General features: G+C 70.9%; 22 protein-coding genes. 12 read left to right on the forward strand and 10 right to left on the reverse strand.

The window, feature by feature from the left end; genetic code table 11:
• Nucleotides 1-55: 55 nt before the first annotated feature.
• The 3 genes from cysC to galT all read left to right on the forward strand — a co-directional run bounded on the left by cysC (nucleotide 56) and on the right by galT (nucleotide 3,591).
• Nucleotides 56-1,585, forward strand: coding sequence for an adenylyl-sulfate kinase (gene cysC / locus ACFYPS_RS26235; protein ID WP_354964672.1), 1,530 nt, complete (start codon nucleotides 56-58; stop codon nucleotides 1,583-1,585).
• A 108-nt stretch (nucleotides 1,586-1,693) separates the two neighbouring features.
• Entirely contained in the window at nucleotides 1,694-2,518 is an 825-nt protein-coding gene (locus ACFYPS_RS26240; RefSeq protein ID WP_354964673.1) for a DeoR/GlpR family DNA-binding transcription regulator, read from the forward strand.
• Entirely contained in the window at nucleotides 2,515-3,591 is a 1,077-nt protein-coding gene (galT, locus tag ACFYPS_RS26245) for a galactose-1-phosphate uridylyltransferase (protein ID WP_354964674.1), read from the forward strand. The genes ACFYPS_RS26240 and galT overlap by 4 nt, the downstream gene beginning before the upstream one ends.
• Nucleotides 3,592-3,917: 326 nt before the next feature.
• Here the strand turns inward: galT and ACFYPS_RS26250 are convergent, their stop codons facing one another.
• A complete protein-coding gene (locus ACFYPS_RS26250; RefSeq protein WP_354964675.1) occupies nucleotides 3,918-5,135 on the reverse strand; it encodes an NADP-dependent isocitrate dehydrogenase in 1,218 nt (405 codons plus the stop codon).
• Between the two features lie 138 nt (nucleotides 5,136-5,273).
• Between ACFYPS_RS26250 and ACFYPS_RS26255 the strand changes: the two genes are divergently transcribed.
• Nucleotides 5,274-6,098, forward strand: a complete 825-nt coding sequence (locus ACFYPS_RS26255) for an MBL fold metallo-hydrolase (RefSeq protein WP_387327746.1) — start codon at nucleotides 5,274-5,276, stop codon at nucleotides 6,096-6,098.
• Nucleotides 6,099-6,230: 132 nt separating this feature from the next.
• On the opposite strand, the gene ACFYPS_RS26260 is transcribed toward ACFYPS_RS26255, so the two are convergent.
• A complete protein-coding gene (locus tag ACFYPS_RS26260) occupies nucleotides 6,231-7,181 on the reverse strand; it encodes a malate dehydrogenase (protein ID WP_387327749.1) in 951 nt (316 codons plus the stop codon).
• A 150-nt stretch (nucleotides 7,182-7,331) separates the two neighbouring features.
• A complete protein-coding gene (locus tag ACFYPS_RS26265; RefSeq protein WP_387327752.1) occupies nucleotides 7,332-8,192 on the reverse strand; it encodes a bifunctional methylenetetrahydrofolate dehydrogenase/methenyltetrahydrofolate cyclohydrolase in 861 nt (286 codons plus the stop codon).
• Between the two features lie 447 nt (nucleotides 8,193-8,639).
• Here ACFYPS_RS26265 and ACFYPS_RS26270 point away from each other — a divergent pair, with 447 nt between their 5' ends.
• From ACFYPS_RS26270 to ACFYPS_RS26290, 5 genes are all read left to right on the forward strand, one after another.
• Nucleotides 8,640-10,238 (forward strand): ABC transporter substrate-binding protein, encoded by a 1,599-nt coding sequence (locus tag ACFYPS_RS26270; protein ID WP_354964679.1) that lies wholly within the window; start codon nucleotides 8,640-8,642, stop codon nucleotides 10,236-10,238.
• Between the two features lie 195 nt (nucleotides 10,239-10,433).
• Nucleotides 10,434-11,372 (forward strand): ABC transporter permease, encoded by a 939-nt coding sequence (locus ACFYPS_RS26275; protein ID WP_089019049.1) that lies wholly within the window; start codon nucleotides 10,434-10,436, stop codon nucleotides 11,370-11,372.
• Complete coding sequence (locus tag ACFYPS_RS26280) at nucleotides 11,365-12,321, forward strand: ABC transporter permease (protein ID WP_354964680.1); 957 nt, start codon at nucleotides 11,365-11,367, stop codon at nucleotides 12,319-12,321. The genes ACFYPS_RS26275 and ACFYPS_RS26280 overlap by 8 nt, the downstream gene beginning before the upstream one ends.
• 7 nt (nucleotides 12,322-12,328) lie before the next feature.
• Nucleotides 12,329-13,366 (forward strand): ABC transporter ATP-binding protein, encoded by a 1,038-nt coding sequence (locus ACFYPS_RS26285; RefSeq protein ID WP_354964681.1) that lies wholly within the window; start codon nucleotides 12,329-12,331, stop codon nucleotides 13,364-13,366.
• A complete protein-coding gene (locus ACFYPS_RS26290) occupies nucleotides 13,350-14,381 on the forward strand; it encodes a dipeptide ABC transporter ATP-binding protein (protein WP_354964682.1) in 1,032 nt (343 codons plus the stop codon). Before ACFYPS_RS26285 ends, ACFYPS_RS26290 begins: the two co-directional genes overlap by 17 nt.
• Before the next feature lie 116 nt (nucleotides 14,382-14,497).
• On the opposite strand, the gene purH is transcribed toward ACFYPS_RS26290, so the two are convergent.
• Both purH and purN read right to left on the reverse strand, forming a co-directional pair.
• Complete coding sequence (purH, locus tag ACFYPS_RS26295; protein ID WP_354964683.1) at nucleotides 14,498-16,069, reverse strand: bifunctional phosphoribosylaminoimidazolecarboxamide formyltransferase/IMP cyclohydrolase; 1,572 nt, start codon at nucleotides 16,067-16,069, stop codon at nucleotides 14,498-14,500.
• A complete protein-coding gene (purN, locus tag ACFYPS_RS26300) occupies nucleotides 16,066-16,686 on the reverse strand; it encodes a phosphoribosylglycinamide formyltransferase (RefSeq protein WP_354964684.1) in 621 nt (206 codons plus the stop codon). The genes purH and purN overlap by 4 nt, the downstream gene beginning before the upstream one ends.
• Before the next feature lie 178 nt (nucleotides 16,687-16,864).
• On the opposite strand from purN, the gene ACFYPS_RS26305 reads away from it, so the two are divergent.
• Both ACFYPS_RS26305 and ACFYPS_RS26310 read left to right on the forward strand, forming a co-directional pair.
• Nucleotides 16,865-17,164, forward strand: coding sequence for a CD225/dispanin family protein (locus ACFYPS_RS26305; RefSeq protein ID WP_354964685.1), 300 nt, complete (start codon nucleotides 16,865-16,867; stop codon nucleotides 17,162-17,164).
• A 26-nt stretch (nucleotides 17,165-17,190) separates the two neighbouring features.
• Nucleotides 17,191-17,745 carry a DUF4190 domain-containing protein gene (locus tag ACFYPS_RS26310; RefSeq protein WP_354964686.1) on the forward strand — a complete coding sequence of 185 codons (555 nt, stop codon included), beginning with the start codon at nucleotides 17,191-17,193 and terminating at the stop codon, nucleotides 17,743-17,745.
• 69 nt (nucleotides 17,746-17,814) lie between these two features.
• Here ACFYPS_RS26310 and ACFYPS_RS26315 read toward each other — a convergent pair whose 3' ends face one another.
• Nucleotides 17,815-19,104, reverse strand: coding sequence for a DUF6350 family protein (locus ACFYPS_RS26315; RefSeq protein WP_354964687.1), 1,290 nt, complete (start codon nucleotides 19,102-19,104; stop codon nucleotides 17,815-17,817).
• 201 nt (nucleotides 19,105-19,305) lie between these two features.
• Between ACFYPS_RS26315 and ACFYPS_RS26320 the strand changes: the two genes are divergently transcribed.
• Nucleotides 19,306-19,572, forward strand: a complete 267-nt coding sequence (locus ACFYPS_RS26320; RefSeq protein ID WP_354964688.1) for a DUF4190 domain-containing protein — start codon at nucleotides 19,306-19,308, stop codon at nucleotides 19,570-19,572.
• A gap of 9 nt (nucleotides 19,573-19,581) precedes the next feature.
• Here ACFYPS_RS26320 and ACFYPS_RS26325 read toward each other — a convergent pair whose 3' ends face one another.
• The 4 genes from ACFYPS_RS26325 to ACFYPS_RS26340 all read right to left on the reverse strand — a co-directional run bounded on the left by ACFYPS_RS26325 (nucleotide 19,582) and on the right by ACFYPS_RS26340 (nucleotide 22,784).
• Nucleotides 19,582-19,812 (reverse strand): GNAT family N-acetyltransferase, encoded by a 231-nt coding sequence (locus tag ACFYPS_RS26325; RefSeq protein WP_354964689.1) that lies wholly within the window; start codon nucleotides 19,810-19,812, stop codon nucleotides 19,582-19,584.
• Between the two features lie 67 nt (nucleotides 19,813-19,879).
• Nucleotides 19,880-20,767: a succinate--CoA ligase subunit alpha gene (gene sucD / locus ACFYPS_RS26330; protein ID WP_354964690.1), complete on the reverse strand. Its 888-nt coding sequence runs from the start codon at nucleotides 20,765-20,767 to the stop codon at nucleotides 19,880-19,882.
• Nucleotides 20,768-20,769: 2 nt separating this feature from the next.
• The gene (sucC, locus tag ACFYPS_RS26335) at nucleotides 20,770-21,948 is read right to left on the reverse strand and encodes an ADP-forming succinate--CoA ligase subunit beta (RefSeq protein WP_354964691.1); all 1,179 of its coding nucleotides are present in this window, start codon (nucleotides 21,946-21,948) and stop codon (nucleotides 20,770-20,772) included.
• Nucleotides 21,949-22,379: 431 nt separating this feature from the next.
• Entirely contained in the window at nucleotides 22,380-22,784 is a 405-nt protein-coding gene (locus ACFYPS_RS26340; RefSeq protein WP_074314422.1) for a cobalamin B12-binding domain-containing protein, read from the reverse strand.
• Nucleotides 22,785-23,168: the final 384 nt, after the last annotated feature.

Consider the following 23,168-nt stretch of genomic DNA (forward strand, 5'->3'; position numbering starts at 1 on the left):
ACCGATCGGCGGTCGGCTGCGAAACTGTGTGCCGGTCAGCGAGTGGGGGGTGTGGATGAGCAACGGCTGGGTGCTGCCCGACGAGGTGCTCCGGGACGCGCCGGCGTACACGCCGCGTCCGGGCGAGCTCGCGGATCTTGAGCTGCTGCTGACCGGCGCGTACGCCCCCCTGACCGGCTTCATGACCCGCGCCGATCTGGTCTCGGTCAGCCGACGCGGGCGGCTGGCCGACGGCACGCCGTGGCAGGTCGCGGTGGCCCTCCAACTGCCCGCCGCGCTGGCCCAGGGTTTCGATCCGCGCGATCCGGCCCGCCGGGCGCTGGTGCTGACCGACGGCGAGGGCGCGCCGGTGGCCGCCTTGGACGTGGCGGACGTCTGGCCGGTACGCGACGGCGTGGCCGGGGTGGGCGGCCAAGTCCGGCGGCTGGGTGACGGTGGCCACGGGCCGTTCCAGCGACTGCGCCGCAGCCCGGAGGAGGTCCGCGCGCTGCTGCCGCCGGGCCGGGTGCTCGGAGTGATCGCCGACCGGCCGCTGCACCGGCCGCAGCTTGCCCAGATCGCCCACGCCGCGCGCACCCTGGCCGCGCACCTGCTGGTGATGATCCCGGTCGGTGAGGGTGGCGTCGCCGGGCTCCCGCCGGAGGCTCTGGTGCGCAGCATCTTCGCCGCCCGGGACCGGATGCCGCCGGCCACCCTGGTCGCGGTGCCACTGTCGCACCGTCGGGAGGAGATCGCCGATGCGCTGCTGCGCGCACGGGTCTCCGCCGCGTACGGGGTCACCCACCTGCTCTCCACCGGGGAGATGCTCTCCGGAGCCGGGCTGCGGGTGCTGGTGCCGCGCGAGCTGGCGTACGACAACCGGGACGGGCAGTGGCGCTGGCGGGAGGACATCCCGCCGCGCAACCGCCGTCTCGCGCTGACGCAGGAGGAGATCGACGACCTGCTGGACCGGGGCTTCCCGCTGCCGGAGTGGCACACCCCGCCCGCGGTGGCGAAGGAGCTGGCCCGGGCCCGGCCACCGCGCCGGCACCGGGGCCTCGTGGTCTTCCTGACCGGGCTCTCCGGCTCCGGCAAGTCGACCATCGCCCGGGGCCTGGCGGACGTGTTGCGCGAGAGCGGCGACCGCACGGTGACCCTGCTCGACGGGGACGTGGTGCGCCGGGAGCTCTCCGCCGGGCTGGGCTTCAGCAAGACGGACCGGGATCTCAACGTCCGACGGATCGGCTGGGTGGCCGCGGAGATGGCCCGGCACCGTGGGGTGGGCATCTGCTGCCCGATCGCCCCGTACGCGGCGGCCCGCGCCACCGCTCGTGAGATGGCCCTGGCCGCGGGGGCCGGTTTCGTGCTGGTGCACGTCGCCACCCCGCTGGAGGTGTGCGAACAGCGAGACCGCAAGGGCCTGTACGCGCGCGCCCGGGCCGGCCTGCTCACCGGCATGACCGGCATCGACGACCCGTACGAGGAGCCGACGGACGCGGACCTGGTGGTGGACACCACCGATCTGAGCGTGCCGGAGGCGGTGCAGGCCGTGCTGCACCACCTGACCGAGACCGGCTGGGTGGAGATGAAGACCCCGTCCGCCTGAGCCGGCCGTACCCCGTTCCTTCCACCGCTACCGGCTACGCGCTAGTGTTCATCTTTGTTGGAACACGTTTGACCGCGTGAGAGTACGTGGACCCGGGAGGCACGGCGGATGCTCGCTCAGCAGCGGCAGGCGGCCATCCTGGAGCGGGTCCGGTCGACGGGCGGCGTCCGGGTGACCGAGCTGGCCACCGAGTTCGGCGTCTCCGACATGACCATCCGGCGCGACCTGGAGGCGCTGCACGAACGCGGCCTGCTGGCCAAGGTGCACGGCGGCGCCACGGCGGCCGGCCCGAGCTCGACCGACGAGCCGGGCTTCCACGCCAAGTCGGTCCGCCAGCTGCCCGAGAAAGCCGCCATCGCGGACCGGGCCGCCCAGTTGGTCCGGTCGGGTGCCGCGGTCGCGCTCTCCGCCGGCACCACCACCGCCGAGCTGGCCCGCAGGCTGGTGGACGTGCCCGGCCTGACCGTCGTGACCAACTCGCTGCCGGTGGCCGAGATCCTGCACGCCGGCGGCCGGCCGGACCAGACGGTGGTGCTCACCGGCGGCGTACGCACGCCCTCGGACGCGCTGGTCGGCCCGCTCGCGGTCGACGCCGTCCGGACGCTGCACCTGGACCTGCTCTTTCTCGGAGTGCACGGCATCAGCGAACGGGCCGGCTTCACCACCCCGAACCTGATGGAGGCGGAGACCGACCGGGCACTGGTCGCGGCGGCGGACCGGTTGGTGGTGCTCGCCGACCACACCAAGTGGGGCACGGTGGGCATCTCCTCGATCGTCGAGCTGGCCGCGGCGCACGTCCTGGTGAGCGACGACCGGTTGCCTCCGCCCGCGCGACAGGTACTCGAGGAACAGGTGGGCGAATTGATCATCGTGAAGGCGACGGGGGCGGGCCGCATGACGCGCACGCCGACGAGTGAGGGGACGGCGCAGTGAAGCGCACCGCGATCGACCTGGCCGACGGCCGGGAGCTGATCTACTTCGACGAGCGCGACGACGCTGTCCGCGACCAGGCGGACCGCCGGCACCTTCCGCCGCCGCCCCCCGCGTCCCAACTGCGCTACGACCCGCTGACCGACGAGTGGGTGGCGGTCGCCGTGCACCGGCAGACCCGCACCTTCCTCCCGCCAGCGAACGAGTGCCCGCTCGACCCATCGGTCGGCGACCGCCTGACCGAGATCCCGGCCCCCGACTACGACGTGGTGGTCTTCGAGAACCGCTTCCCGTCGCTGAGCGGCCGGGTGACCGACGAGCCCGGGGAGATCACCCCGTTCACGCCGGCCCGGCCGGGCCTCGGCCGGTGCGAGGTCGTCTGCTTCACCTCGGACCACAACGCCTCCTTCGCGAGCCTCCCCCCGAGCCGGGTCCGCACCGTTCTGGACGCGCTCGCCGACCGGACCGAGGTGCTCGGCGAGCTGCCCGGCGTGGAGCAGGTGTTCTGCTTCGAGAACCGGGGCGTCGAGATCGGTGTCACGCTGCACCACCCGCACGGGCAGATCTACGCGTACCCCTTCGTGACGCCGCGCACCCGGGCGCTGCTGGCCGCGGCACGCCGGCACGCCGAGCGGACCGGCGGAGGCAACCTCTACGCGGACGTGCTGGCCGCCGAACGCGCTGCCGGCGACCGGGTGGTCGTCGAGAACGAGCACTGGACGGCGTTCGTGCCGGCGGCGGCCCGCTGGCCGTTCGAGGTGCACGTGGCGCCGCGCCGCGTCGTGCCGGACATCCCGGCGCTCAGCGACAGCGAGCGGGACGCCTTCGGGCCGCTCTACCTGGACCTGCTGCGCCGCTTCGACGGGCTGTTCGACATGCCGATGCCGTACATCGCCGCGTGGCACCAGGCGCCGGTGCGGATCGACCGCGAGCTGGGCCACCTGCACCTTCAGCTGTTCAGCATCCGACGCGCCAAGGACAAGTTGAAGTACCTGGCGGGCTCCGAGTCCGGGATGGGCGTCTTCATCAACGACATCTCCCCCGAACGCGCCGCCGACCTCCTGCGCGCCGCCTGAAGGAAGGGCCCCTTATTAACGCCGGGTGCATAGGAAGGGGCCCTTCCTAACGCCTGACACCCGGGAGACAGGGCGCGGGGGGCCCGGGACAGGGCCCCCCGCAGGGAAGGGACGGCTGGCTGTGCTCGACACAGCCGGGAAGGCTGGCTGATCGGCACGCATGCCGCGGGTCGACCGCGGTCAACCTTCCTGGACGCGACTGGCATCTCGTCCACCCTGGTCAACGAGGCGCGCCGGCCGGGGTGACGCGGGCGGTGTGTCGACCACGGACACGCCGGAGCCCGCCGGCGGGTGCCGACGGGCTCCGTTGCTGCGGTACGCGTGGATCAGGCGCCGATCTTGCGCGCCAGGTTCTCGTCGAGCGCGTTCATGAACTCGTCGGTGCTCAGCCACGGGGCGTCCCGCGAGATGAGCAGCGCGAGGTCCTTGGTCATCTGGCCGCCCTCGACGGTGTCGACGATGACCTGCTCCAGGGTGTTGGCGAACTCGGTCACCGCCGGCGTGCCGTCCAGCTTGCCCCGGTGGGCGAGGCCCCGGGTCCAGGCGTAGATCGACGCGATCGGGTTGGTCGAGGTCTTCTCGCCCTTCTGGTACTGCCGGTAGTGCCGGGTGACCGTGCCGTGCGCGGCCTCGGCCTCGACGGTACGACCGTCCGGGGAGAGCAGGACCGAGGTCATCAGACCCAGCGAGCCGAAGCCCTGCGCGACGGTGTCCGACTGCACGTCACCGTCGTAGTTCTTGCAGGCCCAGACGTAGCCGCCCTCCCACTTGAGCGCGGCGGCGACCATGTCGTCGATCAGCCGGTGCTCGTAGGTGATGCCGGCGGCGGCGAACTCGGCCTTGAACTCGTTCTCGAACACCTCGGCGAAGATGTCCTTGAACCGGCCGTCGTACGCCTTGAGGATGGTGTTCTTGGTGGACAGGTAGACCGGGTAGTTGCGGTCCAGGCCGTACCGGAACGAGGCCCGGGCAAAGTCCCGGATCGACTCGTCGTAGTTGTACATGCCCATGGCGATGCCGCCGCCGGAGAAGTTGGCGACCTCCATCTCCATCGGCGCGCCGCCGTCGGCCGGGGTGTAGGTGACGGTCACCTTGCCGGGGCCGGGGACGACGAAGTCGGTGGCCTTGTACTGGTCACCGTGGGCGTGCCGGCCGATGATGATCGGCTTGGTCCAGCCGGGGACCAGCCGCGGCACGTTGGACATGATGATCGGCTCACGGAAGACGACGCCGCCGAGGATGTTGCGGATGGTGCCGTTGGGCGACCGCCACATCTTCTTCAGGCCGAACTCCTCCACCCGGGCCTCGTCCGGGGTGATGGTCGCGCACTTGACGCCGACGCCGTGCTCCTTGATGGCGTTGGCGGCGTCGATGGTGACCTGGTCGTCGGTCTCGTCACGGTGCTGGATCGACAGGTCGTAGTAGTGCAGGTCGACGTCGAGGTAGGGCAGGATCAGCTGCTCCCGGATCTGCTTCCAGATGATCCGGGTCATCTCGTCGCCGTCGAGCTCCACGACCGGGTTGTTTACCTTGATCTTCGCCATCGGCCGGCGCTCCTCTCGGGGGACACGTGCTCAAGCAGTACGAGCGTACTGGAAACAGGCCGGCGGCCCCCAGCCGGCCTCGACCGGCCGGCGGAAACCGGGCTGCACGGCGCAGAAGTCTCCTGACATCATCGCCCGATGCCACTGAGCCGCACCCTCGGGTCTATCACGGTCACCGCGCTCACCGACTCCGAGGGTGCCTTCTTCCAGCCCCGGACGGAGGCGTTTCCGCACGCCACAACGGCGCACTGGCGGGAAGCCGACCGGCGCGACCCCACCTCGGTGACCGCCGACGGGCAGTGGTGGCTGTCCTTCCGCAGCTTCGCCGTCCGGGCCGGCGACGGGCCGGTGACCCTGGTCGATGCCGGGATCGGGCCGGCCGACGCGCCCGCCGGGAGCTGGGCGCCCGTACCCGGTCGGCTGCCCGCCGAACTGGCCGCCGCCGGCATCGACCCCGCCGACGTCGACACGGTCGTGCTCACCCATCTGCACAGCGACCACATCGGCTGGGCGGTGACCGGCACGCCCGGCCGGCCGTACTTCCCGAACGCGAGCTACCTTGTGCAACGCGCCGAGCTGGACGCCGCGGAGACGATCAGTCCCGGGCTGCCGGCCGGCCTGGTCGCGCCGTTGCGCGCCGCCGGCCAGCTCCGGGTGGTCGACGGCGAGACCAGCCTCACCCCGGCGGTACGACTGCTGCCCACCCCGGGACACACCCCCGGCCACCAGTCGGTGCTCCTGACGGCGGCCGACGAGCGGATGCTGCTCACCGGCGACCTGCTGGTGCACGCCGCGCAACTCGTCGACCCCAACCTGGCGTACGCCCACGAGGTGGACCCGGAACTCGCCCGCGCCTCCCGGCTGGCCGCCCTGCGCACCCTCAACCCCACCCTCCTGGCCACCCCCCACCTGGGCACTCCCTTCACCCCCTTCACCCCGCTCCCCCCGTTCCCAGCTTGTTGATCAAGAGGTTTGCGTCAGGAACCGCGGTCGCGGTGACGCAAACCTCTTGATCACGGGGGTGGATCGGGGTGGGGGGACAGCGAAGGGCGCGCCGGCTTCGCCGGCGCGCCCTTCGCGGAGCGGTGGTTCGGGTCACATGTTCGCGACGTCGCCCTGCTTGGCGCGGACGGCCTCGGCGGCCGCCAGGAGGCTGGCCCGCTCGTCGGCGTCCAGGTCGGTCTCGACGACCCGCTTGACGCCCTCGGCGCCGATCTCGGCCTCGACGCCCAGGTAGACGCCGTCGATGCCGTACTCGCCGTCGACCCACGCGCAGACCGGCATGACCTCGCCGGAGTCCTCGGCGACGGCCGTCGCCATCCGGGCCGCCGCGGCGGACGGGGCGTAGTACGCGGAACCGGTCTTGAGCAGCGCGACCACCTCGGCGCCACCGTTGCGGGTCTTGACCACCAGCTCCTCGATCTGCGCCGCCGGCATCGCCTCCCGCAGCGGCTTGCCGTTGACCGTGCTCTTCGAGGGCACCGGGACCATGGTGTCGCCGTGCGAGCCCAGGGTCAGCGTGCGGACCGACGCCACCGGCACGTTGAGCGCCTCGGCGACGAAGTTGCTGAACCGGGCACTGTCGAGCATGCCGGCCTGGCCGAGCACCCGGTTCTTCGGGAACTGGGTGGCGAGCTGCGCCAGGGCGGTCATCTCGTCCAGCGGGTTGGAGACCACGATGACGACGGCGTTCGGGGCGTACTTGGCGACGTTCTCGGCGACCTGCCGCACGATCTTGGCGTTGGTCTCCAGCAGGTCCATCCGGCTCATGCCCGGCTTGCGCGGCAGGCCAGCGGTGATCACCACGACGTCGGAGCCCTCGATGGCCTCGTAGCCCTCGCCGTTCGGGCCGGTGGTCGCGCCGACCACCTTGGTCTCGAAGCCCTCGATGGCCCGCGACTGGTTGAGGTCGAGTGCGAGACCCGCGGGCTTGCCCTCCACGATGTCGGTGATCACTACGGTGTCGAAGACGTCGTACTCGGCCAGGCGCTGTGCGGTGGTGGAGCCGTAGAAGCCAGCCCCGACGACAGTGACCTTCTTACCCATGGTCGTCCCACTCCCTGATACCAGTCGGTTTTCCGGACCGTATCAGTCATCCTGGCACCGATCAGGTCAGGGGCGGATGGTTACGGCCTGGTTCGACACGGAACGTCCGCTCACCCGCACGAGCGTCCGCAGGGTGCCCTTCGTTACACCTCAGCCGCGCTCGGCGCGTTCGACGACGTTGCTGAGCAGCATCGCCCGGGTCATCGGGCCGACGCCGCCGGGCATCGGGACCACCGCGCCGGCCGTCTCGGCCACGCCCGGGTCCACGTCGCCGGTGTACCGGCCCTTGCCGTCCGCGCCGATCACCCGGGTGATGCCGACGTCCACCACCACCGCGCCAGGACTGATCATGTCGGCGGTGAGCAGGCCCGGTACGCCGGCCGCGACGATGACGATGTCGGCGGCCCGGGTGTGCGAGGCGAGGTCGAGCGTGCCGGTGTGGCACAGGGTGACGGTGGCGTTCTCACTGCGCCGGGTGAGCAGCAGCCCGAGCGGACGGCCGACGGTGTTGCCCCGGCCGACCACCGCGACGGTGGCGCCGCGCAGCGCCACATCGTGCCGCCGGAGCAGCTCCACGATGCCGCGCGGCGTGCAGGGCAGCGGGCCGTCGTAGCCGAGGACGAGCCGGCCCAGGTTGACCGGGTGCAGGCCGTCGGCGTCCTTGGCCGGGTCGATCAGCTCCAGTACCCGTTGGGTGTCCAGGTGGGCCGGCAGCGGCAGCTGGACGATGTAGCCGTGGCACGCCGGGTCGGCGTTCAGCTCGGCCAGGACGTCGTCGACCTGCTGCTGGGTGGCGTCGGCCGGCAGCTCCCGGCGGATGGAGGCGATGCCCACCTCGGCGCAGTCCCGGTGCTTGCCGTTGACGTACGCCTGGCTGCCCGGGTCCGCCCCGACCAGCACCGTGCCCAGCCCGGGGGTGATGCCACGCTCCGCGAGCGCCTTCACCCGTATCCGCAGCTCATCCTTGATCTCCGCCGCGGTCGCCTTGCCGTCCAGAAGCGTCGCCGTCACGACCAGATCGTCTCACGGCCACCGCCGACCGTTCGGACGACCTCAGTCCGGGACCGGCTGCCGAGATCCCTGCCACTCGCCGCCGGTCACGAACTGTGACGTGTCGCTAGTCACTCTCCGTGACGTTTTGTGGAGCTGATCACCGCCGAACCGGACAGGTCGGCACAGCAGGGTGGGGGGCGGCATTCGACCCAGAGCAGGCCAGCGAGGGCGGAGACACCACAACAGGCGTGAAATCGACCGGCGAAAAAGCAGGTCAGTCCGGTTAAGCCCCGTCTGGGGTAGCAGGCCTCCCCGCACTCGGCAAGGAAAGCCATCCCGGACCGTTATGCAGCCGCAACCGGCTCGTTGCCGAAGGCGGTTGCCCGACCTACCGTTACCCCTTGTTGCGCAGCGTAAACCCAGCGTCGGGCTTGACTGCGCAGCGTGAGGAGATGAGGAGGCTCAATGCGAGTTCGTAGGCTCGCCGCCTGGACCGCCCTCCCGCTCGCGGTGACGCTGGGCCTCGCGGCCTGCGGCAGCGGCGGAGACGGTGGGTCCAGCAGCGGCAGTTCAGCTGTCAGCATCCAGATCGCGGAACCGAAGCACCTGGTTCCGACCAACACCACCGAGACGTCCGGTGCGCAGGTGCTCACCGGCCTGTTCTCCCCGCTCGTCGACTACGACGCCCAGAACAAGCCGTACGAGGTCGCGGCCGAGTCCGTGACGTCGTCGGACAACAAGGTCTGGACGGTCAAGCTCAAGGACGGCTACACCTTCCACAACGGTGAGAAGGTCACGTCCGAGGACTACATCAACGCCTGGAACTACGGCGCGTACGCCCCCAACGGGCAGGACAGCAACTTCTTCTTCGAGAAGATCGCTGGCTACCCGGACCTGCAGGGCAAGGCGCCGAAGGCGAAGGAGATGTCCGGTCTGAAGAAGGTCGACGACCTCACCTTCCAGGTGACGCTCGCCGACCCGTACATCGACTTCCGGACGATGCTCGGCTACACCGCGTTCTACCCGATGCCGGAGGCCGCGTTCTCGGCCCCGGGCGTGCTCAAGGACTCCTACGAGCAGGCGCCGATCGGGCAGGGCCCCTTCAAGATGAAGGGCACCTGGCAGCACGACAGCAAGATCGTTGTCGAGCGGTACGACGCCTACCCGGGCGAGAAGCCCAAGGTGAAGGACGTCGAGTTCCGGATCTACCAGCAGCTCACCGCGGCCTACGCGGACGTCCTGGCGGACAACCTGGACGTGCTGCCCACGATCCCGACCGAGAGCCTGAGCACCGCTCCGACCGACCTGGGTGACCGGTACAAGACCAGCCCCATGTCGTCGTTCCAGTTCCTCGCGTTCCCGACGTTCGACAAGGACTACAGCAACCCGGACGTGCGCAAGGCCATCTCGATGGCGATCGACCGGGACGAGATCAGCAAGTCGGTCTTCAAGGGTTCGCAGCAGTCGGCCCGCTCGTTCGTCTCGCCGGTGCTGCCGGGCTACCGGGACAACACCGCTGGTGCGGCCGGGGAGTTCAACCCGACCGAGGCCAAGAGGCTCTACCAGGCCGCCGGCGGCCCGTCGAAGATCGTCATCTCCTACAACGGGGACGGCGGCCACAAGGACTGGGTCGACGCCACGGTCAACCAGCTGAAGACCAACCTGGGTGTCGACGTCGTCGGCTCGACCGAGCCGAAGTTCGCCGACCTGCTGACCAAGGTCGAGAAGAAGCAGCCGGTGGGCATGTTCCGGATGGGTTGGGTCATGGACTACCCGACCATGGAGGACTACCTCGGCCCGCTGTACAGCACCAACGGTTCGTCGAACTACTACGGCTACAGCAACCCGGAGTTCGACAAGCTCGTCAAGGAGGGTTCCGCCGCCAAGACGCAGGACGAGGCGATCGCCAAGTACCAGCAGGCGGAGGACATCCTGGCCAAGGACATGCCGGTCATCCCGCTCCGCTTCGGCGAGAACGTGTTCGGCCACTCGTCCAAGGTCAAGAATGTCGAGATGGACCTGTTCCAGCGGGTCAACCTCGTCAAGATCGAAGCAGCCAGCTGAGCTGACCATGGTGCGGGCCACCCGGGCGATGACGCCCGGGTGGCCCGGACCGCGCTCCCCGGGCCCGGACAACGGACCCGGCATCGGTAGCGCCGGCCATCCCCGGGCCGAACGGCAGGCATCCCGGATATTTCGGGTACGACCAGAGATGCCGTCCTGCGACCCTTTCGCACATTTCCGGAGAGACTGCTAAGCATGTTCCGCTACATCTTGCGGCGCCTACTGCAGATGGTCCTGGCGTTCTTCGGGACCACCCTGATCGTCTACGCGCTGATGTTCGCCGGCCAGGGCGACCCCATCCAGGCGCTCGCCGGCGAGCGCCCGGTGACCGAAGCCCAGCGGGCCTACCTGACCGAGAAGTACCACCTGGACGCCACCGGCGTCGGCGGCTTCTTCTACCGCTACTTCGACTACGTCAAGAGCCTGCTCCAGGGCGACCTCGGCCAGTCGCTGACCGGTCGCCAGATCGGCGACATCCTGCAGGCTGCCTGGCCGGTCACCGTGAAACTCGCGCTCATCGCGCTCGCCGTGGCGATCATCTTCGGAGTCACCGCCGGCGTGGTCGCCGGCATCCGCCGGGCCAGCATCTTCGACAACTCGACGCTGGTGCTGACCCTGCTGGTGCTGGGCATCCCGACCATCGTGCTGGCGCCCCTCGCGCAGTACTTCCTGGGCGTCAAGTGGCAGCTCTTCCCGCCCACCGCCGGCTCCGAGCCGACGTTCTACGCGCTGCTGCTGCCGGGCATCGTGCTCGGCTCGCTGTCGCTGGCCACCGCGCTGCGACTGACCCGCACCTCGGTGGCGGAGAACCTGCGCGCCGACTACGTACGGACCGCCCGGTCCAAGGGCCTGGTCAAGCGCCGCATCGTCACCGTGCACGTGCTGCGGAACTCGCTCATCCCCGTGGTCACCTTCCTCGGTGTGGAACTGGGCAACCTGATGAGCGGCGCGATCATCACCGAGGGCGTCTTCAACATCCCCGGCGTGGGCTTCAACCTCTTCCGCGGCATCCGCACCGAGGACGGCCCCCTGGTGGTGGGCATCGTCAGCGTGCTCGTCGTGGTCTACCTGGTCTCGAACCTGGTGGTGGACGTCCTGTACGCCGTACTCGACCCGAGGATCCGCTATGAGTGACTTTGAAACTGTGGCGGCCACCGAGAACCAGGCCGCACGCCGTGGCCCCTCGGGCGAGCCGGGCACGCCGAACCAGATCGGCGCGGCGAACAAGGCCCGCAGCCTGGCCGGGGACGCCTGGCGCGACCTGCGCCGCAACCCGATCTTCTGGATCTCGCTGGCGCTGGTCGTCGTTTTCACCCTGATGGCCCTGGCCCCCGGGATCTTCACCGCCAACAGCCCGAACGACTGCGTGCTCTCCCGGCAGCACGCCGGACCGTCCGGAGGCGCGATCTTCGGGTACGACTTCCAGGGCTGCGACACGTACTCCCGGGCGGTCTACGGCACCCGGGCCTCGCTGCTGGTCGGCGCGCTCTCCGCGCTCGGGACCGGGGTCATCGCGCTGGTGGTCGGCATGGTGGCCGGCTACTTCGGCCGCTGGGTCGACGCGGTGCTCTCCCGGGTGATCGACGTGGTGCTCGGCATCCCGCTGCTGCTGGCCGCGATCGTGCTGCTCAAGCGAGTGTCCAGCGACAGCGTGAACGCCCGGATCGCCGCGGTGATCTTCGTGCTGGCGATCCTGGGTTGGACCACGGCCGCCCGGGTCGTGCGCTCCTCGGTGATCACCGCCAAGGAGCAGGACTACGTGGCGGCGGCCCGGATGCTCGGCGCCGGCCACGGCCGGATCATGTGGCGGCACATCCTGCCGAACTCGCTGGCCCCGGCCATCGTCGTGCTGACCATCGCGCTCGGCTCCTTCATCGCCGCCGAGGCGACGCTCTCGTTCCTGGGCATCGGCCTGAAGGCGCCGACCATCTCGTGGGGCCAGGACATCGACACCGGCCGCATCCACATGCGGGAGGCGGCCACGCCGCTGATCGTCCCGTCGGCCTTCCTCGCGCTGACCGTGCTGGCGTTCATCATGCTCGGCGACGCGATCCGTGACGCCTTCGACCCGAAGCTGCGGTGAACCTCTCATGACCCACTCCACCGTCCAACCCACGCCCGCCTCCGCCACGCCCGAGGGCGGCCACCTGCTGGAACTCCGGGACCTGCACGTCGAGTTCCGGACCAACGAGGGTGTGGCCCGGGTGATCAACGGCGTGTCCTACCACCTGGACGCCGGGGAGACCCTCGCCGTACTCGGCGAATCCGGCTCCGGCAAGTCGGTCACCGCCCAGGCGATCATGGGCATCCTGGACACTCCGCCCGCGGTCATCCGCTCCGGCCAGATCCTCTACCAGGGTCAGGACCTGCTCACCCGCTCCGAGGAACAGCGCCGGCAGGTCCGCGGCAAGGAGATCGCGATGATCTTCCAGGACGCGCTCTCCGCGCTGAACCCGGTGTTCCCGGTCGGCTGGCAGATCGGCGAGACGCTGCGCCAGCGCGACGGCATGTCACGAACTGACGCCCGCCAGCGTGCCATCGAGCTGATGGACCTGGTCAAGATCCCGGGTGCCGCAAAGCGGATCGGTGACTACCCGCACCAGTTCTCCGGAGGCATGCGGCAGCGCGTCATGATCGCCATGGCGCTGGCGCTGAACCCGAAGGTGCTGATCGCCGACGAGCCCACCACGGCGCTCGACGTCACCGTGCAGGCCCAGATCATGGACCTGCTGGCCGACCTGCGCCGGGACCTGAACATGGCGATGATCCTGATCACCCACGACCTGGGCGTGGTCGCCGGCGTCGCGGACCGGATCGCGGTCATGTACGCCGGCCGGATCGTCGAGCACGCCGACGTCCGCTCGCTCTACAAGGCGCCGGCCCACCCGTACACCAAGGGGTTGCTGGAGTCGATCCCGCGGATGGACGTCCGCGGCCAGGAGCTGTCGACGATCAAGGGGCTCCCGCCGAACCTGATGCGCATCCCCTCCGGTTGCCCGTTCCACCCCCGGTGCCCGTACGTGCAGCAGGTCTGCGTGGACGCGGTGCCGCACGACCTGGTTCTCGGCGACGGCCGGACCAGCGCTTGCCACTTCGCGCAGGAGGTCCGTGATGACAGCGCCCGCTAGCTCCACCAAGGTCCGGGGCGAGACCATCCTCTCCGTCGACAACCTGGTCAAGCACTTCCCGATCAGTCAGGGCGTGTTGTTCCAACGGCAGATCGGCGCGGTCAAGGCCGTCGACGGCGTGAGCTTCGAGCTGCGCCGCGGTGAGACGCTGGGCGTGGTCGGCGAGTCCGGCTGCGGGAAGTCCACCCTCGCCCGGCTGCTGATGCGGCTGGAGACGCCCACCTCCGGGAGCGCCACCCTCGAGGGCAAGGACCTCTTCAAGGCGTCCGGGGCCGAGCTGCGCCGGCTGCGCCGCAACATGCAGATGGTCATGCAGGACCCGTACACCTCGCTCAACCCGCGGATGACCGTCGGCGACATCATCGGTGAGCCCTTCGAGATCCACCGCGACGCCGCGCCGAAGGGCAGCCGGGATCGACGGGTCCAGGAACTGCTCGATGTGGTCGGGCTCAACCCGGAGCACATCAACCGGTACCCGCACCAGTTCTCCGGCGGTCAGCGCCAGCGCATCGGCATCGCCCGGGCGCTCGCGCTGCGGCCCGAGGTGATCGTCTGCGACGAGCCGGTGTCGGCGCTGGACGTCTCCATCCAGGCCCAGGTGATCAATCTGCTGGAGCAGCTCCAGGACGAGTTCGGGCTCTCGTACATCTTCATCGCCCACGACCTCTCCGTGGTGCGGCACATCGCCGACCGGGTCGCGGTCATGTACCTCGGCCGGATCGTCGAGACCGGCACCGAGGACGAGATCTACGAGCGGGCCACCCACCCGTACACCCAGGCGCTGCTCTCGGCGGTGCCGGTCCCGGACCCGGAGGCGCGCGAGCAGCGCAACATGATCCGGCTGGTCGGCGACGTGCCCAGCCCGGCCGACCCGCCGAGCGGCTGCCACTTCCGGACCCGCTGCTGGAAGGCCCAGGACATCTGCGCCGTCGAGGATCCGCAAACCGTGCCCCGCGCCGCAGACCCACACCCGTCGGCCTGCCACTTCGCCGAACTCCGCCCAACCGCTGCCTAACCCCACCCGGGCCCCGGGCGCCCAGCGCCGTTGATCATGAAGTTATTGTCCCGACACGCCGATCAGCCGCGCAATAACTTCATGATCGCCGGGCCGGGGACCGGCCCGGCCGGTGGTTAGTGGAAGAAGTGGCGGGTGTTGGTCAGGTACATGGTGACGTTGGCTTCCTTGGCCGCGGCGATGACCTCTTCGTCGCGGATCGAGCCGCCGGGCTGCACGATGGCGCGGACGCCGGCGTCGATGAGGATCTTCGGGCCGTCGGCGAACGGGAAGAACGCGTCCGACGCGGCGACGGACCCCCGGGCCCGGTCGGCGCCCGCCCGGCTGACCGCCAGCTGAGCCGAGTCGACCCGGTTGACCTGCCCCATGCCGACCCCGACGGTGGCGCCGCCCCGGGCGAGCAGGATCGCGTTGCTCTTCACCGCGCGGACCGCCCGCCAGGCGAACGCGAGGTCGCGCAGCAGTTCCTCGTCCGCCGCCTCCCCGGTCGCCAGCCGCCAGCTCGCCGGGTCGTCGCCGGGGGCGTCCACCCGGTCGGCGACCTGGGTCAGCACGCCACCGGTCACCGGCCGCCACTCGACCCTCGCCGGGTTCCAGGCCGGCGCGCGCAGCAGCCGGATGTTCTTCTTGCCCTGCAACACCTCCACCGCGCCCTCGTCGAAGCCGGGGGCGACGACCACCTCGGTGAAGATGTCGGCCACCTGCCGGGCCAGCTCGACCGAGACCGACCGGTTGACCGCGATCACCCCGCCGTACGCCGACACCGGGTCGCAGGCGTGTGCCTTGCGGTGCGCCTCGGCCACGTCCGCGCCCACCGCGATGCCGCACGGGTTGGCGTGCTTGATGATCGCGACGGCCGGCTGGTCGGCGAAGTCGTTCGCAGCCCGCCAGGCGGCGTCCGCGTCGACGTAGTTGTTGTAGGACATCTCCTTGCCGTGCAGCTGCTCGGCCTGGGCCAGCCCCGCCGGAGCGTCCGGGTCGGTGTAGAGCGCGGCCGGCTGGTGCGGGTTCTCCCCGTAGCGCAGCACGGCGGACTTGCGCAGCGCCTGCCCGGCGAACGCCGGCCAGGAGTCGTCGGCCGGTGCCAGCTCCTGCGCGCACCACTGGGCCACCGCCACGTCGTACTCGGCGATGTCGGCGAACGCCCGGGCGGCCAGCGCGCGGCGCTCGGCGAGGGTGAACCCGCCCTCGCCGAGCGCGGCGTGCAGCGCCGGGTACCCGGACGGGTCGGTGAGCACGGCTACCGACGCGTGGTTCTTGGCGGCGGCTCGGACCATGGCCGGGCCGCCGATGTCGATCTGCTCCACGCACTCCTCGACGCCGGCGCCGGAGGCGACGGTCGCCTGGAACGGGTAGAGGTTGGAGACCAGCAGGTCGAACGCGGCCACTCCCAGCTCGTCGAGCTGCGCCACGTGGGTGTCCTTGCGCAGGTCGGCGAGGAGACCGGCGTGGACCTTCGGGTGCAGGGTCTTCACCCGGCCGTCGAGCACCTCGGGGAAGCCGGTCACCGTCTCCACCGGCGTCACCGGCACGCCGGCGGCGGCGATGGTGCCCGCCGTGCTGCCGGTGGACACGATCTCCACACCGGCCGCGTGCAGGGCCTGGGCCAGCTCGACCAGCCCGGTCTTGTCGTAGACGCTGACCAGCGCCCGCCTGATCGGGCGGCGCCCGTCCTGAGTGGAACTCACGGAACCGTGACCTTCCTTCCGGTGATGGTCCAGCCTTCGCGGACCAGACGGCCGACCTGCTCGACGAGCTGGCGCCGCTCGGCTTCCTTGATGCGCTCGGTGAGCGCCTCCACGTCGTCGGAGTCGAGCACCGGAACCGCGACCTGCGCCACGATCGGCCCGGTGTCCATGCCGGCGTCGACGAAGAAGAGCGTGGCCCCGGTGAGCTTCACGCCGTAGGCGAGAGCGTCGCGCGGGCCGTGGATGCCGGGGAACGCCGGCAGCAGGGTGTTGTGTGTGTTCAGGTAGCGGTCACCGAAGGTGGCGAGGAAGTGCGGGCCGACCAGTTTGAGGAACCCGGCGGAGATGACCAGGTCGGGTTGGTGCTTCGCGACGTGCGCGGTGAGCGCGGCGTCCCAGCCCTCCCGGGTGTCGTGGTCGCGGACCCGCTCGACGAACGTCGGCACGCCGGCGGCCGCGGCCCGGTCCAGGCCCGCGATGCCTTCGCGGTCCGCGCCGACCGCGACGACCTGCGCGCCGTACGCGGGGTCGGCGGCGGCGTCCAGCAGCGCCTGCAGGTTGCTTCCGGAGCCGGAGACGAGGACGACGATGCGGGCGGCGGACGCGGGCTCGGTCACCGGGCCACCCTATCGGGCAGGTCAGGGCGCCCATCGGCTGGGCGGCGCGCCGATCTTTGACAGTGCTGACGGGCATCGACCCGGTACGCTGCCGGTCGCTCGGGCTGGACGCTGTGCCGGCCCGCACCCCCGTCGCTGATCCGGCACGCCAGCCGTGTCGTTGGAATGAGGAGCACCCGTGCAGCCCGGTTACCACCCCCAGCAACAGCCGCCGCCGATCAACAACAACATGACGATGTCGATCGTCGCCATCTTCCTCTTCTGGCCGCTGGCCATCCCGGCGATCATCAACGCGTCGAAGGTCAACCCGCTGCTCCAGCAGGGTGACTTCGCCGGGGCCCAGGCGGCCGCGGCGGAGTCGCGGAAGTGGTCGAAGTGGGCCCTGATCGTGGGCATTGCGTGGTATGCCATCTTCTTGGTGTGCTGTGCTTTGGGCGGTCTGGGCGCGATCATGAGTAGCGACAACAGCAGCTACTGACGAAACCAGTCCAAGGAGCTTCTCGAATGCAGCCCGGTAACCCCGGTCAGGACCCGTACGGCCAGCAGCCCAATCAGGACCCGACCGCCCCCCAGCCGCCGCACGACCCGTACGCCCCGCCGCCGGCCGCCCCGTACGGCCAGCAGCCGCAGAACCCGTACGGCCAGCAGCCGGCCGCCCCGTACGGCCAGCAGCCCACCTCGGGGCAGCCGTACGGCCAGCAGCAGCCGTACCAGGACCCGTACGGCCAGCAGCAGCAGCAGCCGCCGTACGGCACGCCGACGTACCCGAATGCCGGCTACCCGCAGCAGCAGGGACAGAACAACACCCTCGGCCTGGTGTCGATGATTCTCGGCATCGCGTCGATCCCGCTGCTCTGCTGCTTCTACCTGGGCATCCCGCTCGGCATCGCGGGCGTGGTGACCGGGTACCTGGCCCGGCAGAAGGTCGCCCAGGGCCAGGCCAGCAACGCCGGGCAGGCCAAGGCCGGCCTGATCTGCGGCGCTGTCGCTGTCGGGCTGGGCATCCTGCTGATCATCCTGAGCGTCGTGGCGCAGGTCAATCTGCCGACCCAGCCCTGACCGGTTCGGTCGTGACGGGGCGCTCCGGATTCGTCCGGGGCGCCCCGCGGTCGCACCGGCGGCGCGCGGCTACTGAGCTGGGACGCGGGTGAGTGCGCGGGTGGCGGCGGCGCCGAGCAGCGCGCCAACCGCGATGACACCGGCCGTCACGAGCCCGACCTGCCAGGCCACCGGCCCGAGCTGCGCCAGCCGGCCGGCGCCGAGCGGACCGCCGGAGATCTCGGCGGCCACGCCGACCAGCACGCCGGCCACCGGCCCGGCCAACGCTGCTGGCGTCAGCAACTGGGCCCAGCGCCGCGGGGCCCGCTCCGGGCCGGCGACCCGGGCCACGCGGCGGGCGAGCAGCCAGCCGGCGACCATCCCGGCCAGCACCGGCACCGCGAGCAGCAGGGCGCCGAGGCCGTCCACCGGGCCGCGCGGCAGGCCGGCGAGCAGCGGTACGGCCGGCAGTGCGCCGACCGACACCTCGCTGGTGCGGACTGCGGTGTCGGTGCCGACCGCGAAGCCCGGCCCGAGCAGATAGCTCGTCGACCAGATCGCGGCGTTCGGCGCGTACGCCACGCTGACCAGCGTGATCCCGGCCTGCCCGGCCACGCCGGTCCGGTACGCCCCGATCATGTCGGCCGCGTCTCCACCGCCGGTGGCCACCGCCAGGCCAGCCGCGCCGGCACCCGCCCCGAGCAGCAGCAGCACGGCCACCAGCCCGGTGCGCACGCCGTCCCGTAGTGGCCGCGGCATCCGGGCGACGAGCAGCCGGGTGACGGCGGTGATCCGGGTCGCGCCGACCAGCGCGGCGAGCGTGCCGACGACCGCGAACGTGGCCGCCGCCCGTACCGGGGACACCGCCGGCCCGCCGGCGCCGACCAGCACCGCCGCCAGGGCGCCGAGCAGCGCGTACGCGATGCCGACCGCGCTCGCGGCGAGCAGTGCCCGGGGTGGTGAGCGGGTGTCGCGGGCGCCGATCGCACGGCTGACGTGCACGCCGGCCCGGGTGAGCCGCCAGAGCGCGAGCACGGTCAGCGCCAGCGGGGCGAGCGCGAACGGGCCGGACTCGGTGCGCAGCGGCACACCGTGCCCGAGGAGCCAGCCGGCCAACGCGGTGCGCAGGGTGCCGCTCAACGTCGCGGAATCCGCGCCGAGCCGGACCAGGCCGAGCACGATGGCGACCGGCAGGTACGAGGTGAGTGCGGCCCAGCCGGCGGCCACCCCTGCGGCGACGGGCAGTGGTGCGCGCCCGCGCGGCGACCCACCGGCGCGGGGCGCGGGCACCCGCCGGGCCGGCGCGGCACGGCCGACGGGCCGGTCGTCGGCGCTCACACCGCCGGCACGGCTGGGATGGTCAGGGGTGACGGGGGACATCGGCTCTACTCTGGCACGTCGCGGGTGCGGGAGCAGTCCGTTAACTCACCCCGAAGGGCGGCGAGTTGACCGAATCCGGCTTCGGGACGCCCGGCCCGGTCTAGCCTCGGCCCCGAGGGGTCGGCTGTCACCGCCGCCCGGGTCGGGTCCGCCGGTCGCGGTCCAGGTCGGCCCACCGCCCATGACCGCCGGGAGGACGCCGTGACGAGCGCATACCCCCCACCCCCACCCCCACCGGCGAGGGGACGGGACCGGACCACCCTCTGGGGCGTGCTGGGCATCGTGCTGGGCCTGATCTGCTGCGGCATCCTCGGCATCGTCTTCGGCTACCTGTCCATCCGCGACGCCCGGCGGTACAACCAGTCGCCGGTCCTCGGCTATCTCGCCATCGCGTTCGGCGTGATCAACATCATCGGAGGAGCGGTCCTGCGCTCCACCGGCAACTACCCGTTCTGGAACAACGACTGAGCGGACTGGTCAGCCGACGAGTCGACGCTCGTACCGCAGGCCGGGGCGGCCGTCGCCACGGATCTCGCCCGTCACGGTGAATCCGGTGCGTGCCAGCACCGCCTGGGACGCCGGGTTGTCGAGGGTGGTCACCGCGGTGAGCACGGCGAGCCGGTAGTCGGTGGCGGCCAGATGGCACACCTGCTCGACCGCGGCCCGCGCCACGCCCCGGCCGGCGGCCCGCTCGCATACGGAGCGCAACCACGCAGTGGTACGCGCAGGGGGCCGACCGGAACCGGTCGACCCCCTGCGGTGTTGCCTGGTCTGCTCAGCTGCCGGACATGATCTCGCGCATCAGGCGGGCGGTCTCGGTCGGCGTCTTGCCGACCTTGACTCCGACCGCCTCCAGCGCCGCCTGCTTCGCCTCGGCGGTGCCGGCCGAACCGGAGATGATCGCCCCGGCGTGGCCCATGGTCTTGCCCGGAGGCGCGGTGAAGCCGGCGATGTAGCCGACGACCGGCTTGGTGACGTTCGCCTTGATGAACTCGGCGGCCCGCTCCTCGGCGTCACCGCCGATCTCACCGATCATGACGATGGCGTCGGTCTCCGGGTCGGCCTCGAACGCCTTCAGGGCGTCGATGTGGGTGGTCCCGATGATCGGGTCGCCACCGATGCCGACACAGGTGGAGAAGCCGATGTCGCGCAGCTCGTACATCATCTGGTAGGTCAGCGTGCCGCTCTTGCTGACCAGACCGATCCGGCCGGAGCCGGTGATGTCGGCCGGGATGATGCCGGCGTTGGAGGCGCCCGGCGAGGCGATGCCCGGGCAGTTCGGCCCGATGATCCGGGTCTGCTCGCCCTGCGCAAGGTTGTACGCCCAGAACGCGGCGGTGTCGTGCACCGGCACGCCCTCGGTGATCACCACGGCCAGCGGGATCGCGGCGTCGATCGCCTCGACCACGGCGGCCTTGGTGAACTGCGGCGGGACGAAGATGACCGTGACGTCGGCCCCGGTCTCGGCCATGGCGTCCGCCACGGACGCGAAGACCGGCAGCTCGGTGCCGTCGAAGTCGACCTTCTGGCCCGCCTTGCGCGGGTTGACGCCACCGACGACGTTGGTGCCGGCGGCGAGCATCCGCCGGGTGTGCTTGGAACCCTCGGAACCGGTCATCCCCTGCACGATGACCTTGGAGTCCTTGGTCAGCCAGATAGCCATGATCAGACCCCCGCAGCTGCCAGCTCGGCGGCCCGCTCGGCCGCGCCGTCCATGGTGTCGACCCGCTGGATCAGCGGGTTGTTCGCGTCGTCGAGGATCGCCCGGCCGGCCTCGGCGTTGTTGCCGTCGAGCCGGACGACGAGCGGCTTGGTGACCTTCTCGCCACGCTGCTCGAGCAGGGCCAGCGCCTGCACGATGCCGTTGGCGACCGCGTCGCAGGCGGTGATCCCGCCGAAGACGTTGACGAAGACGCTCTTCACCGACGGGTCGGAGAGGACGATCTCCAGGCCGTTCGCCATCACCGCGGCGCTCGCGCCGCCGCCGATGTCGAGGAAGTTCGCCGGCTTGACGTTGCCGTGCCGCTCACCGGCGTACGCGACCACGTCGAGGGTCGACATGACCAGACCCGCGCCGTTGCCGATGATGCCGACCTCGCCGTCGAGCTTGACGTAGTTGAGGTCCTTCTCCTTGGCGGCCTGCTCCAGCGGGTCCACCGAGGCCTGGTCGACCAGGGCCTCGTGGTCCGGGTGCCGGAACGCGGCGTTCTCGTCGAGGGTGATCTTGGCGTCGAGCAGCAGCATCCGCCCGTCGCCGTTCTTCGCCAACGGGTTGACCTCGACGAGGGTGGCGTCCTCGGCGACGAACGCCTGCCACAGGCCGACGGCCACCTCGACCACCTGGTCGGCGACCTCGGCCGGGAAGCCGGCGGCGGAAACGATCTCCCGCGCCTTGGCCTCGTCGACACCGACGTTCGCGTCGATCGAGGCCTTGACCACGCGATCCGGGGTCTCGGCGGCGACCTGCTCGATGTCCATGCCGCCAGCGACGCTGGCGATGCAGAGGAAGGTGCGGTTCGCCCGGTCGAGCAGGTACGAGAAGTAGTACTCCTCGGCCACGTCCGCCGTCACCGTGATCATGACCTTGTGGACGGTGTGGCCCTTGATGTCCATGCCCAGGATGTCGGTGGCCCTGGCCACCGCCTCATCCGGGCCCTCGGCCAGCTTGACGCCGCCGGCCTTGCCTCGGCCGCCGACCTTCACCTGCGCCTTGACGACCACCCGACCGCCGAGGCGTTCGGCGATCGCGCGGGCCTCCTCCGGGGTAGTGGCGACGCCGCCGGCAAGCACGGGCAAGCCGTGCCGCTCGAACAGGTCCCGCCCCTGGTACTCGTACAGGTCCACGATTGCGCGTCCCGTCCCGTCTCCGCGGCGCGCCGTCGCGCCGCCACCAGCGTTCAGAAAACAGTTTGACGCCTGTCATCACTTGACACAGGCCATTGGCCGCAGCCTAACGAGGTGGGCACGACCGGCAACCGAGCGGGTGCGCGGTGTGCGGTAATGCACAACCAGGCGTCGGACACGGCCGGTTCCCGGCGCGGCGCGGGCGGCGTCAGCCGTCCGGGCGATGTTGCCGGGGGTGCGTAACCCGGCCGTCGGGGCGTCGTTGAGTCAGGTGTCGGAGCGCTGATCAGCGCGATGACGGGAGACGGCCGATGCCCTGTCGGTCGAGGGGTGGCGGCGGGGCATCGTGCATAGAGGGGCCGGACGTGTGAGGGGTGCGTCCGGCCCCTCCCCCGTGCCCGGCCCCGTCCGACGACCCGTTCCGGCGCGCCTCAGGCGACCGGCTGCGCGACGTTCTGCCGGACCCACTCGACGATCGACTGCGTGGTGGCGCCCGGCGTGAAGATCTTGGCGACGCCCAGCTTCTCCAGCTCGGGGATGTCGCCGTTGGGGATGATGCCGCCGCCGAACACGACGATGTCCCGCGCGTCCCGCTCACCGAGCAGTTCCAGCACCCGACGGAAGAGCGTCATGTGCGCGCCGGAGAGAACGGAGAGACCGACGGCGTCCGCGTCCTCCTGGATGGCGGTCTCCACGATCTGCTCGGGAGTCTGGTGCAGGCCGGTGTAGACGACCTCCATCCCAGCGTCCCTCAGGGCCCGCGCGACCACCTTGGCGCCCCGGTCGTGGCCGTCCAGGCCTGGCTTGGCGACGACGACCCGAATACGAGAGCTCATCAGCGCACACCTTTCACCGGCTCCACGGCCTTCACCTGAACGAACGGTAACCCGGCCGGCCGGGCCCGGGAAATCCGGGCCGGAAAACGCGCCCGGCGCTGCGGCACCGCCGGGGGCTCGGTCACGGGGAGTACGGGTGAGCGCGCGGGCGGATGCCGACGACCCTCGCCGTCAAGCCGGACGACTCCGCCGGACCGGTCACGGTCGGCGACGAACGGGCAGTAACGAGGGCACCGAATGACGTCACGAGGCATGACAATCACGGACGCAAACGGACAGATCGACACGCCAATTCGGCGCTTTGGCTTGTGACTCGCCTGGTGGTTGGCTAACGTGTCCACGGTTGTCATCGAGTCCAAGGACGGGTGACGACGCGGTCAGCGG

The organism is Micromonospora sp. NPDC005087 (genome assembly GCF_042872965.1).
Lineage (GTDB): Bacteria > Actinomycetota > Actinomycetes > Mycobacteriales > Micromonosporaceae > Micromonospora.

Coding starts and splice junctions, on each gene's coding strand:
- ACFYPS_RS26290 (WP_354964682.1), top strand. CDS start 13,350: ATGACAGCGCCCGCTAGCTCCACCAAGGTCCGGGGCGAGACCATCCTC.
- ACFYPS_RS26315 (WP_354964687.1), bottom strand. CDS start 19,104: ATGTCCCCCGTCACCCCTGACCATCCCAGCCGTGCCGGCGGTGTGAGC.
- ACFYPS_RS26240 (WP_354964673.1), top strand. CDS start 1,694: ATGCTCGCTCAGCAGCGGCAGGCGGCCATCCTGGAGCGGGTCCGGTCG.
- ACFYPS_RS26310 (WP_354964686.1), top strand. CDS start 17,191: ATGCAGCCCGGTAACCCCGGTCAGGACCCGTACGGCCAGCAGCCCAAT.
- ACFYPS_RS26340 (WP_074314422.1), bottom strand. CDS start 22,784: ATGAGCTCTCGTATTCGGGTCGTCGTCGCCAAGCCAGGCCTGGACGGC.
- ACFYPS_RS26255 (WP_387327746.1), top strand. CDS start 5,274: ATGCCACTGAGCCGCACCCTCGGGTCTATCACGGTCACCGCGCTCACC.
- sucD (WP_354964690.1), bottom strand. CDS start 20,767: ATGGCTATCTGGCTGACCAAGGACTCCAAGGTCATCGTGCAGGGGATG.
- ACFYPS_RS26260 (WP_387327749.1), bottom strand. CDS start 7,181: ATGGGTAAGAAGGTCACTGTCGTCGGGGCTGGCTTCTACGGCTCCACC.
- ACFYPS_RS26280 (WP_354964680.1), top strand. CDS start 11,365: ATGAGTGACTTTGAAACTGTGGCGGCCACCGAGAACCAGGCCGCACGC.
- ACFYPS_RS26270 (WP_354964679.1), top strand. CDS start 8,640: ATGCGAGTTCGTAGGCTCGCCGCCTGGACCGCCCTCCCGCTCGCGGTG.
- cysC (WP_354964672.1), top strand. CDS start 56: ATGAGCAACGGCTGGGTGCTGCCCGACGAGGTGCTCCGGGACGCGCCG.
- ACFYPS_RS26275 (WP_089019049.1), top strand. CDS start 10,434: ATGTTCCGCTACATCTTGCGGCGCCTACTGCAGATGGTCCTGGCGTTC.
- ACFYPS_RS26285 (WP_354964681.1), top strand. CDS start 12,329: ATGACCCACTCCACCGTCCAACCCACGCCCGCCTCCGCCACGCCCGAG.
- ACFYPS_RS26250 (WP_354964675.1), bottom strand. CDS start 5,135: ATGGCGAAGATCAAGGTAAACAACCCGGTCGTGGAGCTCGACGGCGAC.